Source organism: Bacillus sp. BSL6 (assembly GCF_052928345.1).
In genome coordinates this window covers 276,469-292,444 of the sequence record NZ_JAVGCW010000002.1, presented here as the reverse complement: position 1 = coordinate 292,444, position 15,976 = coordinate 276,469, and the positions used below count along the sequence as shown (strand labels likewise).

Here is a 15,976-nt window from a genome sequence, read left to right as displayed (position 1 = left end):
TGTCAAGAAAATTATTTGCGTTCGGGCAAAGTTATTTTGTTGTCAGATTTTAAATTTTGATTTATGATTTTTAACAGGGACAAAATGTAGTGAATTGTCGAATAATATGTAATACTCTTAATTTCAAGTTTTATAGATATAGAATGAGAGGTAGAGTGACACATCGAAGAGGGGGTTACAACAAATATGAAAAGAATAGGACTTGCATGGCAAATATTAATAGGACTTGTGCTTGGTATTGCGGTTGGTGCGATTTTCTTTGGCAATCCAGCAGTGGTGAGTTACTTACAACCAATTGGTGATATTTTCATCCGACTAATTAAAATGATTGTAGTACCGATTGTTGTAGCAAGTATTGTTGTTGGGGTTGCTGGTGTTGGCGATGTTAAAAAATTAGGTCGACTAGGCGGAAAAACAATTATTTACTTTGAAATTATTACAACAATTGCAATTATTGTCGGTCTATTAATTGCGAATATTTTCCAACCAGGAAAAGGCGTAAATATGGAGCAGTTAACAAAGACAGATATTTCGAAATATACACATACGACAGAGCAAGTACAAAGTCATTCGTTTGCAGATACATTTGTAAATATTGTTCCAACAAACATTGTAAAGTCATTAGCTGACGGAGATATGCTTGCTATTATCTTCTTCTCTGTATTATTTGGTTTAGGTGTAGCAGCAATTGGTGAAAGAGGAAGACCGGTTCTTCAATTTTTCCAAGGTGTAGCTGATGCGATGTTTTACGTAACAAATCAAGTTATGAAATTTGCACCATTTGGTGTGTTTGCACTAATTGGAGTTACAGTTTCTACATTTGGTCTTGCTTCGTTAATTCCATTAGGGAAATTATTAATTGTAGTATACGGGGCAATGATTTTCTTCGTTGTAGTTGTCTTAGGACTTACAGCGAAAATATTTGGAATTAACATTTTCCAATTCTTTAAGATTTTAAAAGACGAGCTGATCTTAGCATATTCTACAGCGAGTTCAGAAACAGTTTTACCGAAAATTATGGAGAAAATGGAGAAGTTCGGTTGTCCGAAAGCAATTACATCTTTCGTTATTCCGACAGGTTATTCATTTAACTTAGATGGATCAACTTTATATCAAGCAATTGCAGCTATTTTCTTAGCGCAAATGTACGGTATTGATTTATCTATTACACAACAAATTACATTATTACTTGTATTAATGGTTACATCAAAAGGTATCGCAGGTGTACCGGGCGTATCATTCGTTGTATTATTAGCGACACTTGGTACAGTAGGTATTCCACCTGAAGGTTTAGCATTCATCGCCGGTATTGACCGTATTTTAGATATGGCTCGTACAGCAGTTAACGTTGTAGGAAACTCTTTAGCAGCTGTAGTTATGTCTAAATGGGAAGGTCAATATGACGCTGAAAAAGGACAAGCCTATTTGAAAGAAATTTCTAATAAGCAAGCAGCTTAATTATAATTTGAAAAAAGCTCTCACATAATATGTGAGGGCTTTTCTATATAGAAGGGAAGCGGACGTAATGAAACGTAAATATGGTGACGGTTCTTCGTGGAAGCGACTAATAGAAAGGAATTATACGGTTAAGCAAATAGAAGAGGGAATGCTAGGAATACTGGAAATAAAAAAGGTGAGAGAACCTAGTTGTAAAGAATATGACGGGAAAGAGCTATGTATTGCTGGCAATCAGTATACGTGGATTCAATATTTCATAGACGGGAAAAACTTTGCGATTACTGCTATGTTAGATGATCAAAAGGAATTAGTGCAATATTATATCGATGTGGCGAAAGACTATGAAATAGACGAGCGTGGTTTACCGTATTTTGATGATTTATATTTAGATGTGGTATTATTACCGAATGGTAAAATGTATGTATTGGATGAAGATGAGTTAGAGGATGCTTATAAAAGTGGCGATGTTACAAAAGAAGAGTATGAGTTAGCTTGGTACACTACAAAGTGGATTATAGCTGCAATAAAAAATAATGAATTTTATTGGATTTCAATATTGGAAGAAGAAATCAAAAAGTTAAAATGATTATTGTATTCAAATTTTTGTATAATTACCAAAAAAATCTATACAAAAAATAATTGACTTTTGTTTTGTAAGCGAGTAAAGTTAGGGAAGAAATTATTATTAAAAAATAAATATGAAACCTTCTTATAAAGAGAGGCGGAGGGACTGGCCCTACGATGCCTCGGCAGCGGACTCGATTTTAGAGTGCTGTGCCAAATCCAGCAAGCATGTGCTTGAAAGATGAGAAGAGCGTTTCTTATAGATGTATAAGACCTCTTCTCGTTGGAAGAGGTCTTTTGTTATTCATTAGAAAAAAGGTTGAAACTAGGGAGAGATGGTACTTTGAAAGAAACGAGAGGAAATGGTTTAGCTTTATTACCACTTGGGATATTTTTGGCGCTATTTATAGGTTCTGGAATTATTACAGGTGATTTCTATAAATTGCCGATACTTGTAGCAATTTCAATTGCTGTAGGAGTCGCTTTAGCGATGAATCGTAAAGAAAGCTTTCATGTAAAAGTAGAAAGATTTGCTAAAGGTGCAGGAAACCCAGATATTATGATTATGGTTCTAATCTTTGTACTTGCAGGAGCATTTTCTGAAACGGCAAAAGGGATGGGCGGCGTTGATTCTACAGTTAACTTAGCGTTATCAATTTTACCGCAAGGATTTATTATAGCTGGAATTTTTGTTATAGGGGCATTTATTTCATTAGCAATGGGAACTTCAATGGGAACAATTGCCGCATTAGCACCGATTGCGGTAGGTATTAGTGGGCAAACTGATATCTCCATTGCGCTTGCAATGGCTACCGTTGTTGGCGGGGCGATGTTTGGTGATAATTTATCATTTATTTCAGATACAACAATCGCAGCTGTACGTTCACAAGGAACAGAAATGAAAGATAAGTTTAAAACGAACTTTTTAATTGTATTACCAGCGGCTATTATTACAATTGTACTATTAGTAATTCTTACTTTAGGAAGCGACACGCAAGTTAAAGCGCATAGCTTTGACTGGATAAAGATTTTACCGTATGCAGGAGTACTTATTACAGCGCTACTTGGTTGGAATGTACTTATTGTATTAACTGGTGGAACTGTACTATCTGGGGTTATCGGTCTTTTAGATGGAAGTTACACGTTAGAGAGCTTCTTTAAAAGTGTAACGACTGGAATGGGTGGCATGATGGAGTTAGTATTACTCGCTATTTTAATTGGCGGTATGGTTGAATTGATCCAATATAATGGTGGTATTCAATATTTAATGAATCTTTTAACGCGTAACATTCGTTCTAAAAAAGGAGCAGAGTTCGGTATCGCTGGTTTAGTAGGGATGACGAATATGTGTACAGCAAATAATACAATTTCTATTATCTTTACAGGTCCACTTGCAAAAAACATTGCAGATCAATATGAAATTGATCCTCGTAAATCAGCGAGTGTATTAGATCTTTTCTCATGTTGTGTGCAAGGATTAATTCCGTATGGTGGGCAAATGTTAACGGCAGCAGGATTTGCAGCATTATCTCCGATTGAATTGTTACCATATGCGTTTTATCCAATCTTAGTTGGAGTATGTGGGATCATTTCTATATTAATTGGTTTCCCGAGGTTTTCTAAAGTAGCAGAAAAGAAAGAATATCATAAAACAGCATAATGAAAATGAAGTGTATGAAAAGTAACGAAAGCCGTACAGAGAATGTTCTCTGTGCGGCTTTTTTTGTGCGATAAAAGAGTGAATAATCTCATGCTACCTTATGTTTTTACAAAAGGCTGAATGCAACTCGGTCTTAAGTCTGAGTTGAAAACGGTTCTTAAGCTCGTTATGGAAAAAAGAAAAAATAGTTAAGATAAGAGTATCAAATCGAAGGGAGGCAAGCACAAGATGAAACAATTTCTAGCGTTTATCGCGGCTGGTATTTTAGCTTTAATTGCTCTTGGCAGTCTTGCTGGTATTATAGGATTCGCAATTGGAGCAGGAGTTGTGTACTGGAGCTATAAATCATTTGTGCGAGCACAATCATTTTTTGGAAAGTTAGCTTGGGGTATTGTTGGTTTAATCGGCTTGTCCATCGCCCTTTCTCATTCCCCAGCATTAATCGGTATTGCCGCATTAGTAGTTTTATACTACGGATACCGTGAGTGGAAAAAAGAAAAAGATGTAGTTGTTGATTCTGCTCCAGAAAGTTCTAAACCATATAGCAACTTTGAAGATGAGTGGAACAAGTTAATGAAAAACTAATAAAAAATAAATCAAATCAAATTTATAAAGTAGAAGAGAGGAAGATTATAATGAAACAATCTTTATTCGGACGTGTACGCGATGCAATTTTAGCAGATTTTCATAATGTATTAGATGAGAAAGAAAGAAAAAACCCAATTGCTATGTTAAACCAATATTTACGCGATAGTGAGCGTGAAATAACAAAAATTGAGAAGTTAATTCAGCGTCATAAAACATTAAAATCTAACTTTGCTCGTGAGCTTGAGCAAGCTCGTTATTTCGTAAATAAAAGATCAAAGCAAGCGCTTATCGCTCAAGAAGCAGGCGAATTACAACTACATGAGCGTGCATTAGAAGAAGTAGCTTACTATGAAGGGCAAGTAACTCGATTAGAAGAAATGTATGCAGGTGTTGTAGAGCAAATTGATGAGTTAGAGCGTCGTCTTTCTGAAATGAAAAATAAATTAAAAGAAATGCACGCAAAACGTATGGAATTAATGGCACGTGAAAATATGGCACATGCAAATCGTCGTATGAATACTGCGATGCATAAAATGGATGAAAATAATCCATTCTTACGCTTTGAAGAAATTGAAGAGCATATTCGTGACTTAGAAACTCGTATGAATGATGAGCATGAACGTGACACATTTGATATGAAAATTGCAAAACTTGAGCGTGAAATGAAAGAAAAGAATGATGTATCGTTAACGAAAGAGTTAACAAAATAATAGTAGTATATTATAAAACAGGCTTATGATATAGTGATAGGAGAAAAGGTGTTGGAAAGCAATGCCTTTTCTTCTATGTATATGTGACAAGAAGGGGGGAGCTGAAATGAAGAAGCATTTTTCAAAAACACAATTAATGGGGATGCTCCTCATCATATTTGGATTCGGTCTTTTTCTTGATATGATACTTGGACATTTTGAACCAGGTGGTCTTATTTTTGCATTTATTATGCTTATGTTTGGAAGACATTATCGTAAAAAGAATCGTTATGTACGGGGAAATGTATTTTTATTTGTTGGTGGTATCGTATTTTTATTCTTCTTATTTTCATCAGCAGCATTTGTTCTTGTCGTATTTGCTTGTTTAGCTTTAATTGGTTATCAATTGATTCAACAAGGACATAAGCAAAAGGCAATGAAGGTTGAAATTAAAGAAAAAGGGATTATAGACGAAGAGAAACAAATATATCGTACAGAACCATATTTAAAAAACATGTTTGTAGGTAATGTACGAATGATGGATCATATTTATGAACTTGAGGATATTAATGTTCAATATGGTGCTTGTGATGTGGAAATAGATTTAACAACTGCTATGATTCCTGAAGGGGAGACGGTAATTGTTATTCGGGGTGTCGTTGGTAATATTCGTTTATATGTGCCATATGATATTGAACTGTCTTTAAATCATTCTGTTATTGTCGGACGTGTGCTCTTGCCAGGTCATGAGGAGACAGGGTTTAACCGCAATGTTACATTTAGAACAGAGCAGTATAAAGAGGCTCCTCGTCGTATTAAAATTATTTCTTCGCTTGTCGTAGGCGATACGGAAGTGAGGAAAGTATAATGAAGAAACAAAAAAATATTTCGTGGATGTATATTCGTTATTCTATGTTGTCCTCAGTTAGTATCGCACTCATTTGTACAATTGTATATGTATGGAAAAGTGAGCAACAAGTATATGATTTATTATGGAAGGAATCCATCGCTTCTGTTCCAATTGGCTTGTTTATTATGACTACAAGTTTACTTATCGGGGGAATTGTAGGATATGCAATCGGTTACTATATAGAGCAGCGTATACAAGGGTTAAATACATTTCTATTTGAAGTGGAGCGAGGGAATTTTCCAAGCGATGTTTCGTTTACTGCAGATGATGAATTTCATGAAGTGGAACGAAAAGTAATCGGTCTGGCTCGTCGATTAGAGGAGCAAGCTGGACTCTTTCAAAAAGTAACGAATGAACGAGCTCATTGGAATGAAGAGATGAGACAAGAAGCGATTTCCCAAGAAAGGCATCGATTGGCGAGGGAGCTGCATGATTCTGTAAGTCAGCAGCTTTTTGCAATGTCGATGATGATGTCGGCTATTAATGAACAAGTAGCTGAATTTCCAGAAACGACGAAAAAGCAGTTGCAACTTGTTGAAAATATGGTTGTAAATGCACAATCAGAGATGAGAGCATTGCTTCTTCATTTACGCCCAGTACAGTTAGAAGGTAAGAAACTAACAGAAGGTATAGAAGAATTATTAACAGAACTATCTAGAAAGCAACATATGAAAATTGAATGGTTAATTGAACCGATTCAATTAAAAAAAGGTGTAGAAGATCACTTATTCCGCATTGTACAAGAGGCGCTATCTAACACTTTACGTCATGCGAAGGCAAAGAAAACGGAAGTGCGTCTTCGAAAAATTGATCAATATGCAATATTGAAAATTATTGATGATGGTGTAGGTTTTAAAGTAGGAGTGAATAAGGCAGGTTCTTACGGATTAAGATCAATGCAAGAGCGAGTTCATGAAATTGGTGGTACATTAAAAGTGCTTAGTTTTCCAAATAAAGGTACACAAATAGAAGTAAAAGTACCGATTATGATTGAGAGAGGGGGAGAATCATGATAAAAGTATTACTAGTGGATGATCATGAAATGGTTCGAATGGGTGTATCAGCATATTTATCAACGCAGCCAGATATTGAAGTAGTTGGAGAAGCTGAAAATGGAAGAAAAGGTTCAGAGTTAGCACTGCAATTAAGACCAGATATTATTTTAATGGATCTTGTCATGGACGAGATGGATGGTGTTGAAGCAACACGTGCTATTATTCAAGAGTGGCCAGAAGCGAAAATTGTAGTTGTAACGAGCTTTTTAGATGATGAGAAATTGTACCCTGTTATTGAGGCCGGAGCGACAAGTTATTTATTAAAAACATCAAGAGCGAGTGATATAGCAGACGCTGTACGAGCTACTTATGATGGAGAAACGGTATTAGAGCCAAAAGTTACTGGTAAAATGATGTCTCGTATGCGTCAGAAGAAAGAACAACCTTTGCATGAGGAGTTAACAGAAAGAGAGTCTGAAATTTTGTTATTAATTGCAGAGGGAAAAAGTAATCAAGAGATTGCAGATGAGTTGTTTATTGCCCTCAAAACAGTAAAGACACATGTGAGCAATATATTAAATAAGCTAAATGTAAGTGACCGGACACAGGCGGTTATTTATGCGTTTCGACATCAATTGACGAAATGATACAGTGAAACTTTAATCAGTGGGGAGCTATTCCCACTGATTATTAGTTTGCACCGAATCTTTTTATTGACGCTAATATATGTAAGCGTTATCATTAAGTTGTTAACAGTACATATAAAGGGGAGAATGTATATGTTAGTTCAAACGATATTTGGCATGGATAAATCAAAAAAATTAGGGGATTATGTGAACGCATTACAAGCGCTTTGTGAACAATATAATGTTGAAACAGATAAAATTGCAATTGTTGAGGCGACAGAAGAGTACTATTTATTTTTAATAAAGCAAGAAGATTGCTATGATGTCGTCAAAGTAGAAACAGTGGATACAAATATCGACTATTATACGAAAGCGTATAAAATAAGCAGTTTTAATCATACTGCTTATCAAAAGTAAAAAACTCCCTTTTGGGAGTTTTTTTAGGATGCTTTTACTTCACGAGATTCGGTTAGTAAGGGAACTTTTTTCGCGCCACTTAGCTTAGCGATTGCAAGGCCAATAAGAGCTCCGGCTAATGCAGGTACTAGCCAGCCTATTCCTTCATTATATAAAGGGATAAATTCAAAATATGATGTGATAAATGAAACTGAAATACCCCCTTGTTTTAATCCATCAAATACGCTCACTATAGCTGCTCCAATTAAAGCACCTACATAAACAGAACGATATCCCCCAAAATATTTATGCAGTAACGATATTAGAACAAGTACAATTGCAATTGGATATACAACAAGTAGAATTGGAACAGAGATGGCAATGATTTTTGTTAAACCTAAGTTAGCAACTAGTAACCCTAAAGCACAAATGATACTTGCAAATGTTTTGTATGAAAATTTAGTCAATAATGTTGAGAAATATTGACTACATGCAGATACGAGTCCAACACATGTCGTTAAGCAAGCGAGTGTAACGATTAGAGCTAGTAGAAGTAAGCCGTATGGACCGAATAATTGTTGTACGATGACAGTAAGTAACTGTCCGCCATTTTTTGCATATCCGAGCGAGACGCTAGTTGTACCGAGCCAGCCAAGCGCACCATATACAAGTACGAGACCAGTAGCGGCAATAAGTCCTGCTTTTGCTGTTGCGATGGCAATGGATTTAGGATCATTCACACCTTTAGAGCGAATAGCATTTACAACGATAATTCCAAATGCAAGTGCTGAAATGGTATCCATCGTTAAGTATCCTTCCATAAATCCTTTGAAGATCGGGGAAGTTTGATACTCTTGCATCGCTGGTCCTGATTGCCCAAGTGGTGTAAATACACTTTTAACAAACAATAAGAAAATAGAGAGTAATAAAATAGGTGTTAATATATTTCCAATGCGATCTACAAGTTTAGATGGATTCAAGCTCAGCCAAAATACGATAGCAAAGAATATGATTGTATATACAAATAGCACTAGGCTGCTAGAACGGATTGTTTCTGGTAAGAAAGAACTTACGCCCATTTCATAAGCGACATTTGCAACGCGTGGAATACCCATAGAAGGACCAATGGCAATGTATACAACTACCGTAAAGAATATTCCGAATAATGGGTGAACATGACTTGCAAGTTGTTGCATACCATTTCCTGATAAAGAAATTGCGATAACAGTTAGTAGTGGTAAACCGACTCCTGTTAGTAAAAATCCAATCATTGCTGGCCAAAAGTTTTCACCTGCATTTTGTCCAAGCATGGGAGGGAAAATTAAATTACCTGCCCCAAAAAATAAAGAAAATAGCATAAGACCCGTGAAAAAAATATGTTTTTTTGATACAGTGTTCATTGTTTTTCCTCCTTTTTTAAAATTCATTTGTAAGAACACAAAAAACTCGTCCCTAAAGAAAGGGACGAGTTATATTTACCCGCGATACCACCCTAATTTATACATGTAGAAATAATTCTATATGTATACGGCTTTGCAACGTACAACATGATACGTGTTCCTTGTAACGGGGGACAGCCGGTAAGAACTTACTATAACATTCGGTTCTACTTCTCGGAGATGATTTTCGGCTACGCACTGAACGTTGGCTTTCAGCAAATCGCCAACTCTCTGGGGAACAGTTCTATAACGTACTCGTTCTCGTCAATGAATTTTTATTCAAGTATTCTGAAAGTATTGTCACATTTTTTTTTTAGAAAGTCAATATATTTTTTAATAAAATATATATATGCGGAAATGTTATTTGTTTTGAAATGAATAGTTGATGTAAATTGACTTGTAAAACAGAAGTAAAAATTTGCGGAGAATTGTAAAAATTATAGAGAAAGTTGATATTTATAGGAGTAAAGAAGGGATTATTTGAATTTACAGAGAATAATACAACAATCCACTTGCTGGAAAGAACAAACCAAAAGAGGTGACTGGAATGCTTGCGATGGGAGTATTATTTGGCATTATTGCTATAATTGGTTTTATGTGGTTATATTATTCGCGTTCGTTTAAACAAGCAGAAGTTTTACTCTTTCAAAAAGGTAGTTTGTTGACAAATCAGTCTAGATATTTAGTATGTCCGAAGTGTGGAAGTGCACAGGCCAGAAGTGGAGGGTATCAAGAGTGTTGCAAAATTAGATTATGAAAGAAGGAAGCCTCACATTATTTTGTGAGGCTTCCTTCCTTACAACTTCATGGCGCTCCAAATGGTCCACCGATCCCTTTCGATAATAGGAGCGACGTTTTGTAAGGCAGTCTGTACTTGTTGTAGAAGTTGAGAAAGTTCATAATCTGTTAATTCGTATAGAATGGATCGACCTGTTCGGGGAGATAAATCTTGCAATAATGCTTCTACAGAATCATGTATTTTTCGTACTTCCCATTGTGTTTGAGTGGGGAACACGTGAAGAAAATATTTTTGTAATTCTTGTTGTATCGTGGTGGTTTTTGGTCGTCTTTTTGATTCTATTTCGATAAGTTTCGGAAATATAGAGAAAAAATATCCACGAATGTGTTCAGGGCTTCCAGGAATTGTACAATCTTCAATGGTTCGGTCTTGTACAATAAGTACACCGTTTTTCTTTAATATACGAGAAGCTTCACGTAGAAATGTAGGAATGTCTTGCAAATGATGAATAACCGCACGCGAAATAACAATGTCGAATGTATCGTTAGGATATGGAGTACTATGTGCATCACCGTGAATGAATGAAATATTTGAAAATCCACTACAGTTTTCTTTTGCAGCTTGTAATATTTCTTTTGAAAAATCAAGCCCAACAACACTTTTTGCTCCCATAAGAGCAAGTTCTTTCGTATAAATCCCGCCACCACAGCCGATATCAATTATTCGTTTGTTTTGTATGTCTGTAATATTTTTTATCATTTCTCTCCAAGAAATATGAGCGTTTCGCTGTGCGTATGTGTATTTATTATTTGCATCGTGAAAATTAATGGGCATGAAAAAGACCTCCTTTCAATGCTTAGTATAGCGTATTTTATAGTGTGTCACGTTTTTGTTTTTTATATGAAGATTATAAGAGTTTTTTATTGTAAAAGGAGGATTAAGGTGAGAAGGAAATATGTAGTGCTGTTATTTGCTATGTTACTAGCATCTTGTAGTCAAGTTGAGCAAAAAAAAGAAACAAAAAAAGTGGAAGAGACGGTGAATGAAGTGAAAGAAACAATAGAGGTAACCGTTATACAAAAAAAAGATAAAGAGAAAAAGTTACAGGAATCTGAAGCTAATGTAGTAATAGACATTATAGATAAAGCTGAAAAACAAGAAATAACAGGTAGCTTCGGTGAACCTGAATATGAAATACAAATTAGTAGAGATGGGAAAAAGGAAACATATTATGCATGGCTAAGAGGAGAGGATAGACGAGGATGGATACAACATAAGAAAGCTATGTATATGCTGAATAAAAAAGATACAGAAAAGCTTTTGGCTATATTTCCAAATGTATCAGAACAAAAAGAAGATGAGATACAAGTAGGTCCTTTAACGGAAGTAACGAAAAAAGATTTGCAGATTACCGCGTTTCATATTAAAGCCGGCGATCAAAAAGTGAATTATACAGTACGGTATACGATTTCACAATCACTATACAACAAGTTAGAGAAGGAACAAAAATACTATTTGCAGGTTATTTTTCCAGAAAAAGTTCAAAAATTAATTGGAGCAAAAGAGAGTGAAAAAATCTTAGGAGAAAAGGTAAAGGAAGGATATAAACAGTATGAATTGCATGCTACTGTTCCGGTACAAGGTGCTTCAGAATCACAATTAAAGTCATTAGAAACATATTATGAAAATTATGATTTAAAAATATTAAATAGTAAACAAGAAAAAATAGGTGTTTTTCAAAATATTATTCAAATTGTTAAAGAGTATGGTGAAAAAATGAATTTACAAAGGTAAAGTGAATCTTTATTTAGTCCTTACGGATTGGGGGGAATAAAAATTTTTCAATTTTATATGTACTTTCCTAGGAAATGATAATAGAGAGGGGACGCCCCTCTCTATTACTTTGCTTTTGCAGATGGCTCATTCATTGATTTTCGTGTAATAAGGAAAGAAATCATAAGAGCGGAAAGGATGATAAGGGCAATAAATACGTGATTGGGCAACAAATCTAATAATAATACGTAACTAACGGTATAAAAAATAAGAGTTGAAGCTAAAAATGATAGAGCGCCTATTATGAGAGATTGTAAATTCAATTGTGTGCACCTCCTTTTATTTATATTTTTGGCTAAAAATGGATTATATAAACATTATTTCTAACAATAGAAAAAAATATGTCATAATAGAGAAAAGAACAAGCTTTGATGAATGTATATGATTCATTAATGAAAGATAAAGGAGAGGAATATGAAAAATAATAAAAAAGGATTATGGGGAATTCTTGTTGCAATAGGGCTATTTTTACTTTCTAAGTTAAAGTGGGTATTTGCAATTTTTAAATTAGCAAAGTTTTCAACGGTATTTAGTATGTTTCTATCACTTGGTGCGTACGCGGTTATATATGGTTGGAAATTTGGGGTAGCGCTCATTTATTTGTTGTTTATTCATGAAATGGGCCATTTATGGGCTGCGAAAAGAAAAGGTATACCAACATCGCCAGCAATATTTATTCCATTTATGGGCGCTCTTATTGGGATGAAAGAGATGCCTAAAAATGCAAAAGATGAAGCATATATTGCCTATATGGGACCTCTTTTCGGATTACTTTCATTTTTACCGGCTATTCCACTTTATATGATAACGAAAGAGCCGTTTTGGGCGCTCATTATTTTACTCGGAAGTATGATTAATTTCTTTAATTTAATTCCGGTTTCTCCGTTAGACGGGGGACGGATTATTTCAGTTGTAAGTACGAAAATTTGGGGAGCGGGGCTTGTTTTACTACTTGGGTATTCAATTTATTTTAAAAGTATTTTGGGAGGATTTATTGTTATTATCGGCTGTATGGAATTGTATAGAGTAATAAAAAGAGATGAGCCAATTAAGGAATTAGGATATAAAATTGATGGAATGAAAGAATATGTTGCAAGGCTTGAAGAGGAGTTAAAAGAAACTGGTGCTGTGCATCGAAATATATATATGATGCAACATGAAATAAATGTATTAAGGCAAAAAGAAAGAGAGAAAGAATTAAAAACAGGAGAATTTCAAAAGATTGAAGTGTTAGAGTATTTGTTACCGAAGTTTGAGCCACTGGATTACGTCCCGTATGAAGATGAAAAAGAAACACATACCATTCATATAAGAGAAGCATTTGAAATGTCAGAAAGAAAATTAGAGGAATGGGATGCGGAAAAGAGACAACAGGAAAACTACTATAAAGTGGATACAAAAACGAAATGGACGGTATTTGCTTGTTATATCGGATTAATGGCTATACTTGGCTACGCAGCTTATGAAGGATATATTGTTTTACAAGAACATTTGCCAACGAGAAATGTATAAAAGAATATTGTCGAAATGATAGGAAGAATTTATACAGGAATTATATTTCTACGAGAGAATGTTACAAGTATAGTCATACATTGTAATATCTTTAGTAGAGAAGGAGTTCTGTATATGAAGAAATTGTTAAATGTATTCGTGATTATTATCGTAATGATCATTGCGAGCTATAGTCTTATGAAAGTATTATTACATTATGCGAATAAGCCCGCTGAGGTAAGTACAACAGCTGAAATAGAAGATGTGCAAGAAGAGACAAAAGTACTAGATTTTATTCGTATGACACATGAAAGTTATAATAATTTCTTAAATTATGGTAAAGCAGAGAATTATACAGAAGGGGACTGGAACCAATTTAAACAATGGTTTCAACAACAAGAATCATCGTTAAAAAATATACATACAGACATAAAGAATGAAAAAATAAAACGTGATGTAAATAGAAGCTATGAAATTGTAAAAAAAGGTGTGGAGCTCCAAAATATTGAGTATGTAGTGTATGCACATCGCGTATACCATGACTTAGATATTATTGTAAATAAATATAGAGGTGAAACGAACATCTGGGGGTATACAGAATTTGGAGATGGGAAAGATATAAAGGTAATTGAACAAGCGATACAGTCTAAATAATAAGCGAGCTAGCATTCTAGTTGGCTTATTTTATTTTGTAAGTTCAATGTTCATATATTTTTCACAAAAACACCGTGTTAATAGTGATTAAAATCACAATCTGTATTATACAATTCAGTTAAACTAAAAACAGTTAAGGAAATAGAGGAGTGGGATACAATGTTAAGTGAAAAAACAATTGAAATCGTAAAGTCAACAGTACCATTATTACAGGAAAAAGGCGTTGAAATTACAACGAGATTTTATGAAATTTTATTTTCGGAACATCCGGAGTTATTGAATATTTTCAACCATACAAATCAGAAAAAGGGAAGACAACAACAAGCGTTAGCGAATGCTGTTTATGCAGCTGCAACGTACATTGATAATTTAGAAGCTATTATTCCAGTTGTAAAACAAATTGGTCATAAGCATAGAAGTTTAGGTATTAAAGCAGAGCATTATCCGATTGTAGGTACATGTTTATTACGTGCAATTAAAGAGGTCGCAGGTGCACCTGATGAAGTATTAAAGGCATGGGGAGAAGCGTATGGTGTCATTGCTGATGCATTCATTAGCATTGAAGCAGAGATGTATGAAGAAGCGGCACATAAAGAAGGTGGATGGAAAGATTTCCGTAACTTTGTAGTTGTTAAAAAAGTGAAGGAAAGCGATGTTATTACGTCATTTTATTTAAAACCTGAAGATGGAGGGAAAGTTTCTTCATTCATTCCAGGACAATATGTAACGGTTCAAATCAATATCGAAGGTGAAACATATACACATAATCGTCAATATAGCTTATCAGATGCTCCTGGAAAAGAATATTATCGTATTAGTGTCAAGAAAGAAAAAGGTGTAGATACACCGGACGGTAAAGTATCTAATTACTTACATGATCATGTAAAAGAAGGCGATATGTTACCAGTAAGTGCACCAGCGGGAGATTTCGTATTAAATATGGATTCAACATTACCAGTTGTCCTAATTAGTGGTGGAGTAGGTATTACACCAATGATGAGTATGCTAAATACGTTAATTGAACAAGATTCAAAACGTAATGTATGTTTTGTTCATGCAGCACTAAATAGTAATACACATGCAATGAAAGAACACGTTGAGGCAGTAGATAATGAATATGAACAAGTTAAAGCATATACTTGTTATTCTGCACCAACTGAAAAAGATTTAGAAATGAAGAACTTTGATAAAGAAGGTTTTGTTGAAAGAGAATGGTTACAAACTATTATTCCGACAACTGAAGCAGAGTTTTATTTCTGTGGTCCAATACCATTTATGAAACATATAAATGCTGTACTAACTGATTTAGGTGTGAAACAAGAACATATTCATTATGAATTTTTCGGTCCAGCAGCAAGTTTACAATAAATTGAGCTTTAAGAAGCAAAAAAACGAGGTGTTATTTTACCTCGTTTTTTATTTGTTCTCGTAATAGTCGATTTACTGTTTCACGGCGTATACCGATCAGTTGACCAATTTCAGTTTGCGTTAATATTTCATATATAGGAATGTCACCTAAATATAGTGTGAACCATTCTTGTAAGCGATGAAGGCGTTCTTTCGGAGAGACGGTCGTCAATTGGTCGATACGTTGCTGCATCATTCTTAATTTTGACTGTAATTGCATAGCGATATTTGCATATGATGCAGGATCCGCTTGAAGTTGATCATACCATTCATTACTCATTATAGGTTCAACTTCTGTTTTCATTAAAGCGATTGCTGTACCGTGATATTCCTTCGGTGAAATTAAAGAATGGTGAGGTATCGTTTCTCCTGGAACGATAATATTGAATAGAAATGGTGTTCCATTTTCTTCTAACCTTACTACTTTTAATAAACCTGTTTTTATAAAATATAAAGGACCGTCCTCACCTTGACGGAATAGTACATCTCCTTTGTGTAAAATCAATGTTAGCCCCCCATTTAAACAT

At 34.6% G+C, this 15,976-nt stretch carries 18 protein-coding genes, 1 riboswitch and 1 other annotated feature; of the genes, 14 read left to right on the top strand and 4 right to left on the bottom strand.

Going from position 1 to position 15,976, the window contains the following annotated elements:
* Positions 1-186 precede the first annotated feature (186 nt).
* From gltP to RCJ96_RS07630, 9 genes are all read left to right on the top strand, one after another.
* Entirely contained in the window at positions 187-1,458 is a 1,272-nt protein-coding gene (gltP, locus tag RCJ96_RS07670) for a glutamate/aspartate:proton symporter GltP (RefSeq protein ID WP_000821149.1), read from the top strand.
* Positions 1,459-1,525: 67 nt separating this feature from the next.
* Positions 1,526-2,044 (top strand): DUF402 domain-containing protein, encoded by a 519-nt coding sequence (locus RCJ96_RS07665; protein WP_074609400.1) that lies wholly within the window; start codon positions 1,526-1,528, stop codon positions 2,042-2,044.
* Between the two features lie 120 nt (positions 2,045-2,164).
* Positions 2,165-2,270: riboswitch (SAM riboswitch) on the top strand.
* A 95-nt stretch (positions 2,271-2,365) separates the two neighbouring features.
* Complete coding sequence (locus RCJ96_RS07660) at positions 2,366-3,682, top strand: Na+/H+ antiporter NhaC family protein (RefSeq protein WP_416504404.1); 1,317 nt, start codon at positions 2,366-2,368, stop codon at positions 3,680-3,682.
* A gap of 228 nt (positions 3,683-3,910) precedes the next feature.
* Positions 3,911-4,267 (top strand): lmo0954 family membrane protein, encoded by a 357-nt coding sequence (locus RCJ96_RS07655; RefSeq protein WP_000808632.1) that lies wholly within the window; start codon positions 3,911-3,913, stop codon positions 4,265-4,267.
* Positions 4,268-4,317: 50 nt separating this feature from the next.
* Entirely contained in the window at positions 4,318-4,980 is a 663-nt protein-coding gene (locus RCJ96_RS07650; RefSeq protein ID WP_000814145.1) for a PspA/IM30 family protein, read from the top strand.
* Positions 4,981-5,086: 106 nt separating this feature from the next.
* A complete protein-coding gene (liaF, locus tag RCJ96_RS07645) occupies positions 5,087-5,827 on the top strand; it encodes a cell wall-active antibiotics response protein LiaF (protein WP_000716089.1) in 741 nt (246 codons plus the stop codon).
* Entirely contained in the window at positions 5,827-6,882 is a 1,056-nt protein-coding gene (locus RCJ96_RS07640) for a sensor histidine kinase (protein ID WP_074609405.1), read from the top strand. The genes liaF and RCJ96_RS07640 overlap by 1 nt, the downstream gene beginning before the upstream one ends.
* Positions 6,879-7,511 carry a response regulator gene (locus RCJ96_RS07635; protein WP_000598709.1) on the top strand — a complete coding sequence of 211 codons (633 nt, stop codon included), beginning with the start codon at positions 6,879-6,881 and terminating at the stop codon, positions 7,509-7,511. The genes RCJ96_RS07640 and RCJ96_RS07635 overlap by 4 nt, the downstream gene beginning before the upstream one ends.
* Before the next feature lie 57 nt (positions 7,512-7,568).
* Positions 7,569-7,907 carry a DUF3922 domain-containing protein gene (locus tag RCJ96_RS07630; protein WP_139302860.1) on the top strand — a complete coding sequence of 113 codons (339 nt, stop codon included), beginning with the start codon at positions 7,569-7,571 and terminating at the stop codon, positions 7,905-7,907.
* A gap of 23 nt (positions 7,908-7,930) precedes the next feature.
* Here RCJ96_RS07630 and brnQ3 read toward each other — a convergent pair whose 3' ends face one another.
* On the bottom strand, positions 7,931-9,286 hold the full coding sequence (gene brnQ3, locus RCJ96_RS07625; protein ID WP_416504403.1) for a branched-chain amino acid transport system II carrier protein BrnQ3: 1,356 nt from the start codon (positions 9,284-9,286) through the stop codon (positions 7,931-7,933).
* Between the two features lie 57 nt (positions 9,287-9,343).
* Positions 9,344-9,602: a binding site (T-box leader), on the bottom strand.
* A 270-nt stretch (positions 9,603-9,872) separates the two neighbouring features.
* Here brnQ3 and RCJ96_RS07620 point away from each other — a divergent pair.
* Positions 9,873-10,082, top strand: coding sequence for a hypothetical protein (locus RCJ96_RS07620; protein ID WP_000880630.1), 210 nt, complete (start codon positions 9,873-9,875; stop codon positions 10,080-10,082).
* A gap of 39 nt (positions 10,083-10,121) precedes the next feature.
* Here RCJ96_RS07620 and RCJ96_RS07615 read toward each other — a convergent pair whose 3' ends face one another.
* Entirely contained in the window at positions 10,122-10,898 is a 777-nt protein-coding gene (locus tag RCJ96_RS07615; RefSeq protein WP_074609411.1) for a class I SAM-dependent methyltransferase, read from the bottom strand.
* A gap of 108 nt (positions 10,899-11,006) precedes the next feature.
* On the opposite strand from RCJ96_RS07615, the gene RCJ96_RS07610 reads away from it, so the two are divergent.
* Positions 11,007-11,858 (top strand): hypothetical protein, encoded by an 852-nt coding sequence (locus RCJ96_RS07610; RefSeq protein WP_139302858.1) that lies wholly within the window; start codon positions 11,007-11,009, stop codon positions 11,856-11,858.
* Between the two features lie 104 nt (positions 11,859-11,962).
* Here the strand turns inward: RCJ96_RS07610 and RCJ96_RS07605 are convergent, their stop codons facing one another.
* Positions 11,963-12,160: a hypothetical protein gene (locus tag RCJ96_RS07605; RefSeq protein WP_001053353.1), complete on the bottom strand. Its 198-nt coding sequence runs from the start codon at positions 12,158-12,160 to the stop codon at positions 11,963-11,965.
* Positions 12,161-12,311: 151 nt separating this feature from the next.
* On the opposite strand from RCJ96_RS07605, the gene RCJ96_RS07600 reads away from it, so the two are divergent.
* The 3 genes from RCJ96_RS07600 to hmpA all read left to right on the top strand — a co-directional run bounded on the left by RCJ96_RS07600 (position 12,312) and on the right by hmpA (position 15,410).
* Complete coding sequence (locus RCJ96_RS07600) at positions 12,312-13,409, top strand: site-2 protease family protein (RefSeq protein ID WP_071741634.1); 1,098 nt, start codon at positions 12,312-12,314, stop codon at positions 13,407-13,409.
* 114 nt (positions 13,410-13,523) lie between these two features.
* Positions 13,524-14,042, top strand: a complete 519-nt coding sequence (locus tag RCJ96_RS07595) for a hypothetical protein (RefSeq protein WP_080493755.1) — start codon at positions 13,524-13,526, stop codon at positions 14,040-14,042.
* A gap of 159 nt (positions 14,043-14,201) precedes the next feature.
* Entirely contained in the window at positions 14,202-15,410 is a 1,209-nt protein-coding gene (gene hmpA, locus RCJ96_RS07590; protein ID WP_074609415.1) for an NO-inducible flavohemoprotein, read from the top strand.
* Between the two features lie 31 nt (positions 15,411-15,441).
* Here the strand turns inward: hmpA and RCJ96_RS07585 are convergent, their stop codons facing one another.
* Positions 15,442-15,954 (bottom strand): Crp/Fnr family transcriptional regulator, encoded by a 513-nt coding sequence (locus RCJ96_RS07585; protein WP_000600590.1) that lies wholly within the window; start codon positions 15,952-15,954, stop codon positions 15,442-15,444.
* Positions 15,955-15,976: the final 22 nt, after the last annotated feature.

What these genes read in the sequence shown, in the direction of transcription:
- gltP (WP_000821149.1), top strand. Translation starts at nt 187, where the DNA reads ATGAAAAGAATAGGACTTGCATGGCAAATATTAATAGGACTTGTGCTT.
- RCJ96_RS07665 (WP_074609400.1), top strand. Translation starts at nt 1,526, where the DNA reads ATGAAACGTAAATATGGTGACGGTTCTTCGTGGAAGCGACTAATAGAA.
- RCJ96_RS07655 (WP_000808632.1), top strand. Translation starts at nt 3,911, where the DNA reads ATGAAACAATTTCTAGCGTTTATCGCGGCTGGTATTTTAGCTTTAATT.
- RCJ96_RS07650 (WP_000814145.1), top strand. Translation starts at nt 4,318, where the DNA reads ATGAAACAATCTTTATTCGGACGTGTACGCGATGCAATTTTAGCAGAT.
- liaF (WP_000716089.1), top strand. Translation starts at nt 5,087, where the DNA reads ATGAAGAAGCATTTTTCAAAAACACAATTAATGGGGATGCTCCTCATC.
- RCJ96_RS07640 (WP_074609405.1), top strand. Translation starts at nt 5,827, where the DNA reads ATGAAGAAACAAAAAAATATTTCGTGGATGTATATTCGTTATTCTATG.
- RCJ96_RS07635 (WP_000598709.1), top strand. Translation starts at nt 6,879, where the DNA reads ATGATAAAAGTATTACTAGTGGATGATCATGAAATGGTTCGAATGGGT.
- brnQ3 (WP_416504403.1), bottom strand. Translation starts at nt 9,286, where the DNA reads ATGAACACTGTATCAAAAAAACATATTTTTTTCACGGGTCTTATGCTA.
- RCJ96_RS07620 (WP_000880630.1), top strand. Translation starts at nt 9,873, where the DNA reads ATGCTTGCGATGGGAGTATTATTTGGCATTATTGCTATAATTGGTTTT.
- RCJ96_RS07615 (WP_074609411.1), bottom strand. Translation starts at nt 10,898, where the DNA reads ATGCCCATTAATTTTCACGATGCAAATAATAAATACACATACGCACAG.
- RCJ96_RS07600 (WP_071741634.1), top strand. Translation starts at nt 12,312, where the DNA reads ATGAAAAATAATAAAAAAGGATTATGGGGAATTCTTGTTGCAATAGGG.
- RCJ96_RS07595 (WP_080493755.1), top strand. Translation starts at nt 13,524, where the DNA reads ATGAAGAAATTGTTAAATGTATTCGTGATTATTATCGTAATGATCATT.
- hmpA (WP_074609415.1), top strand. Translation starts at nt 14,202, where the DNA reads ATGTTAAGTGAAAAAACAATTGAAATCGTAAAGTCAACAGTACCATTA.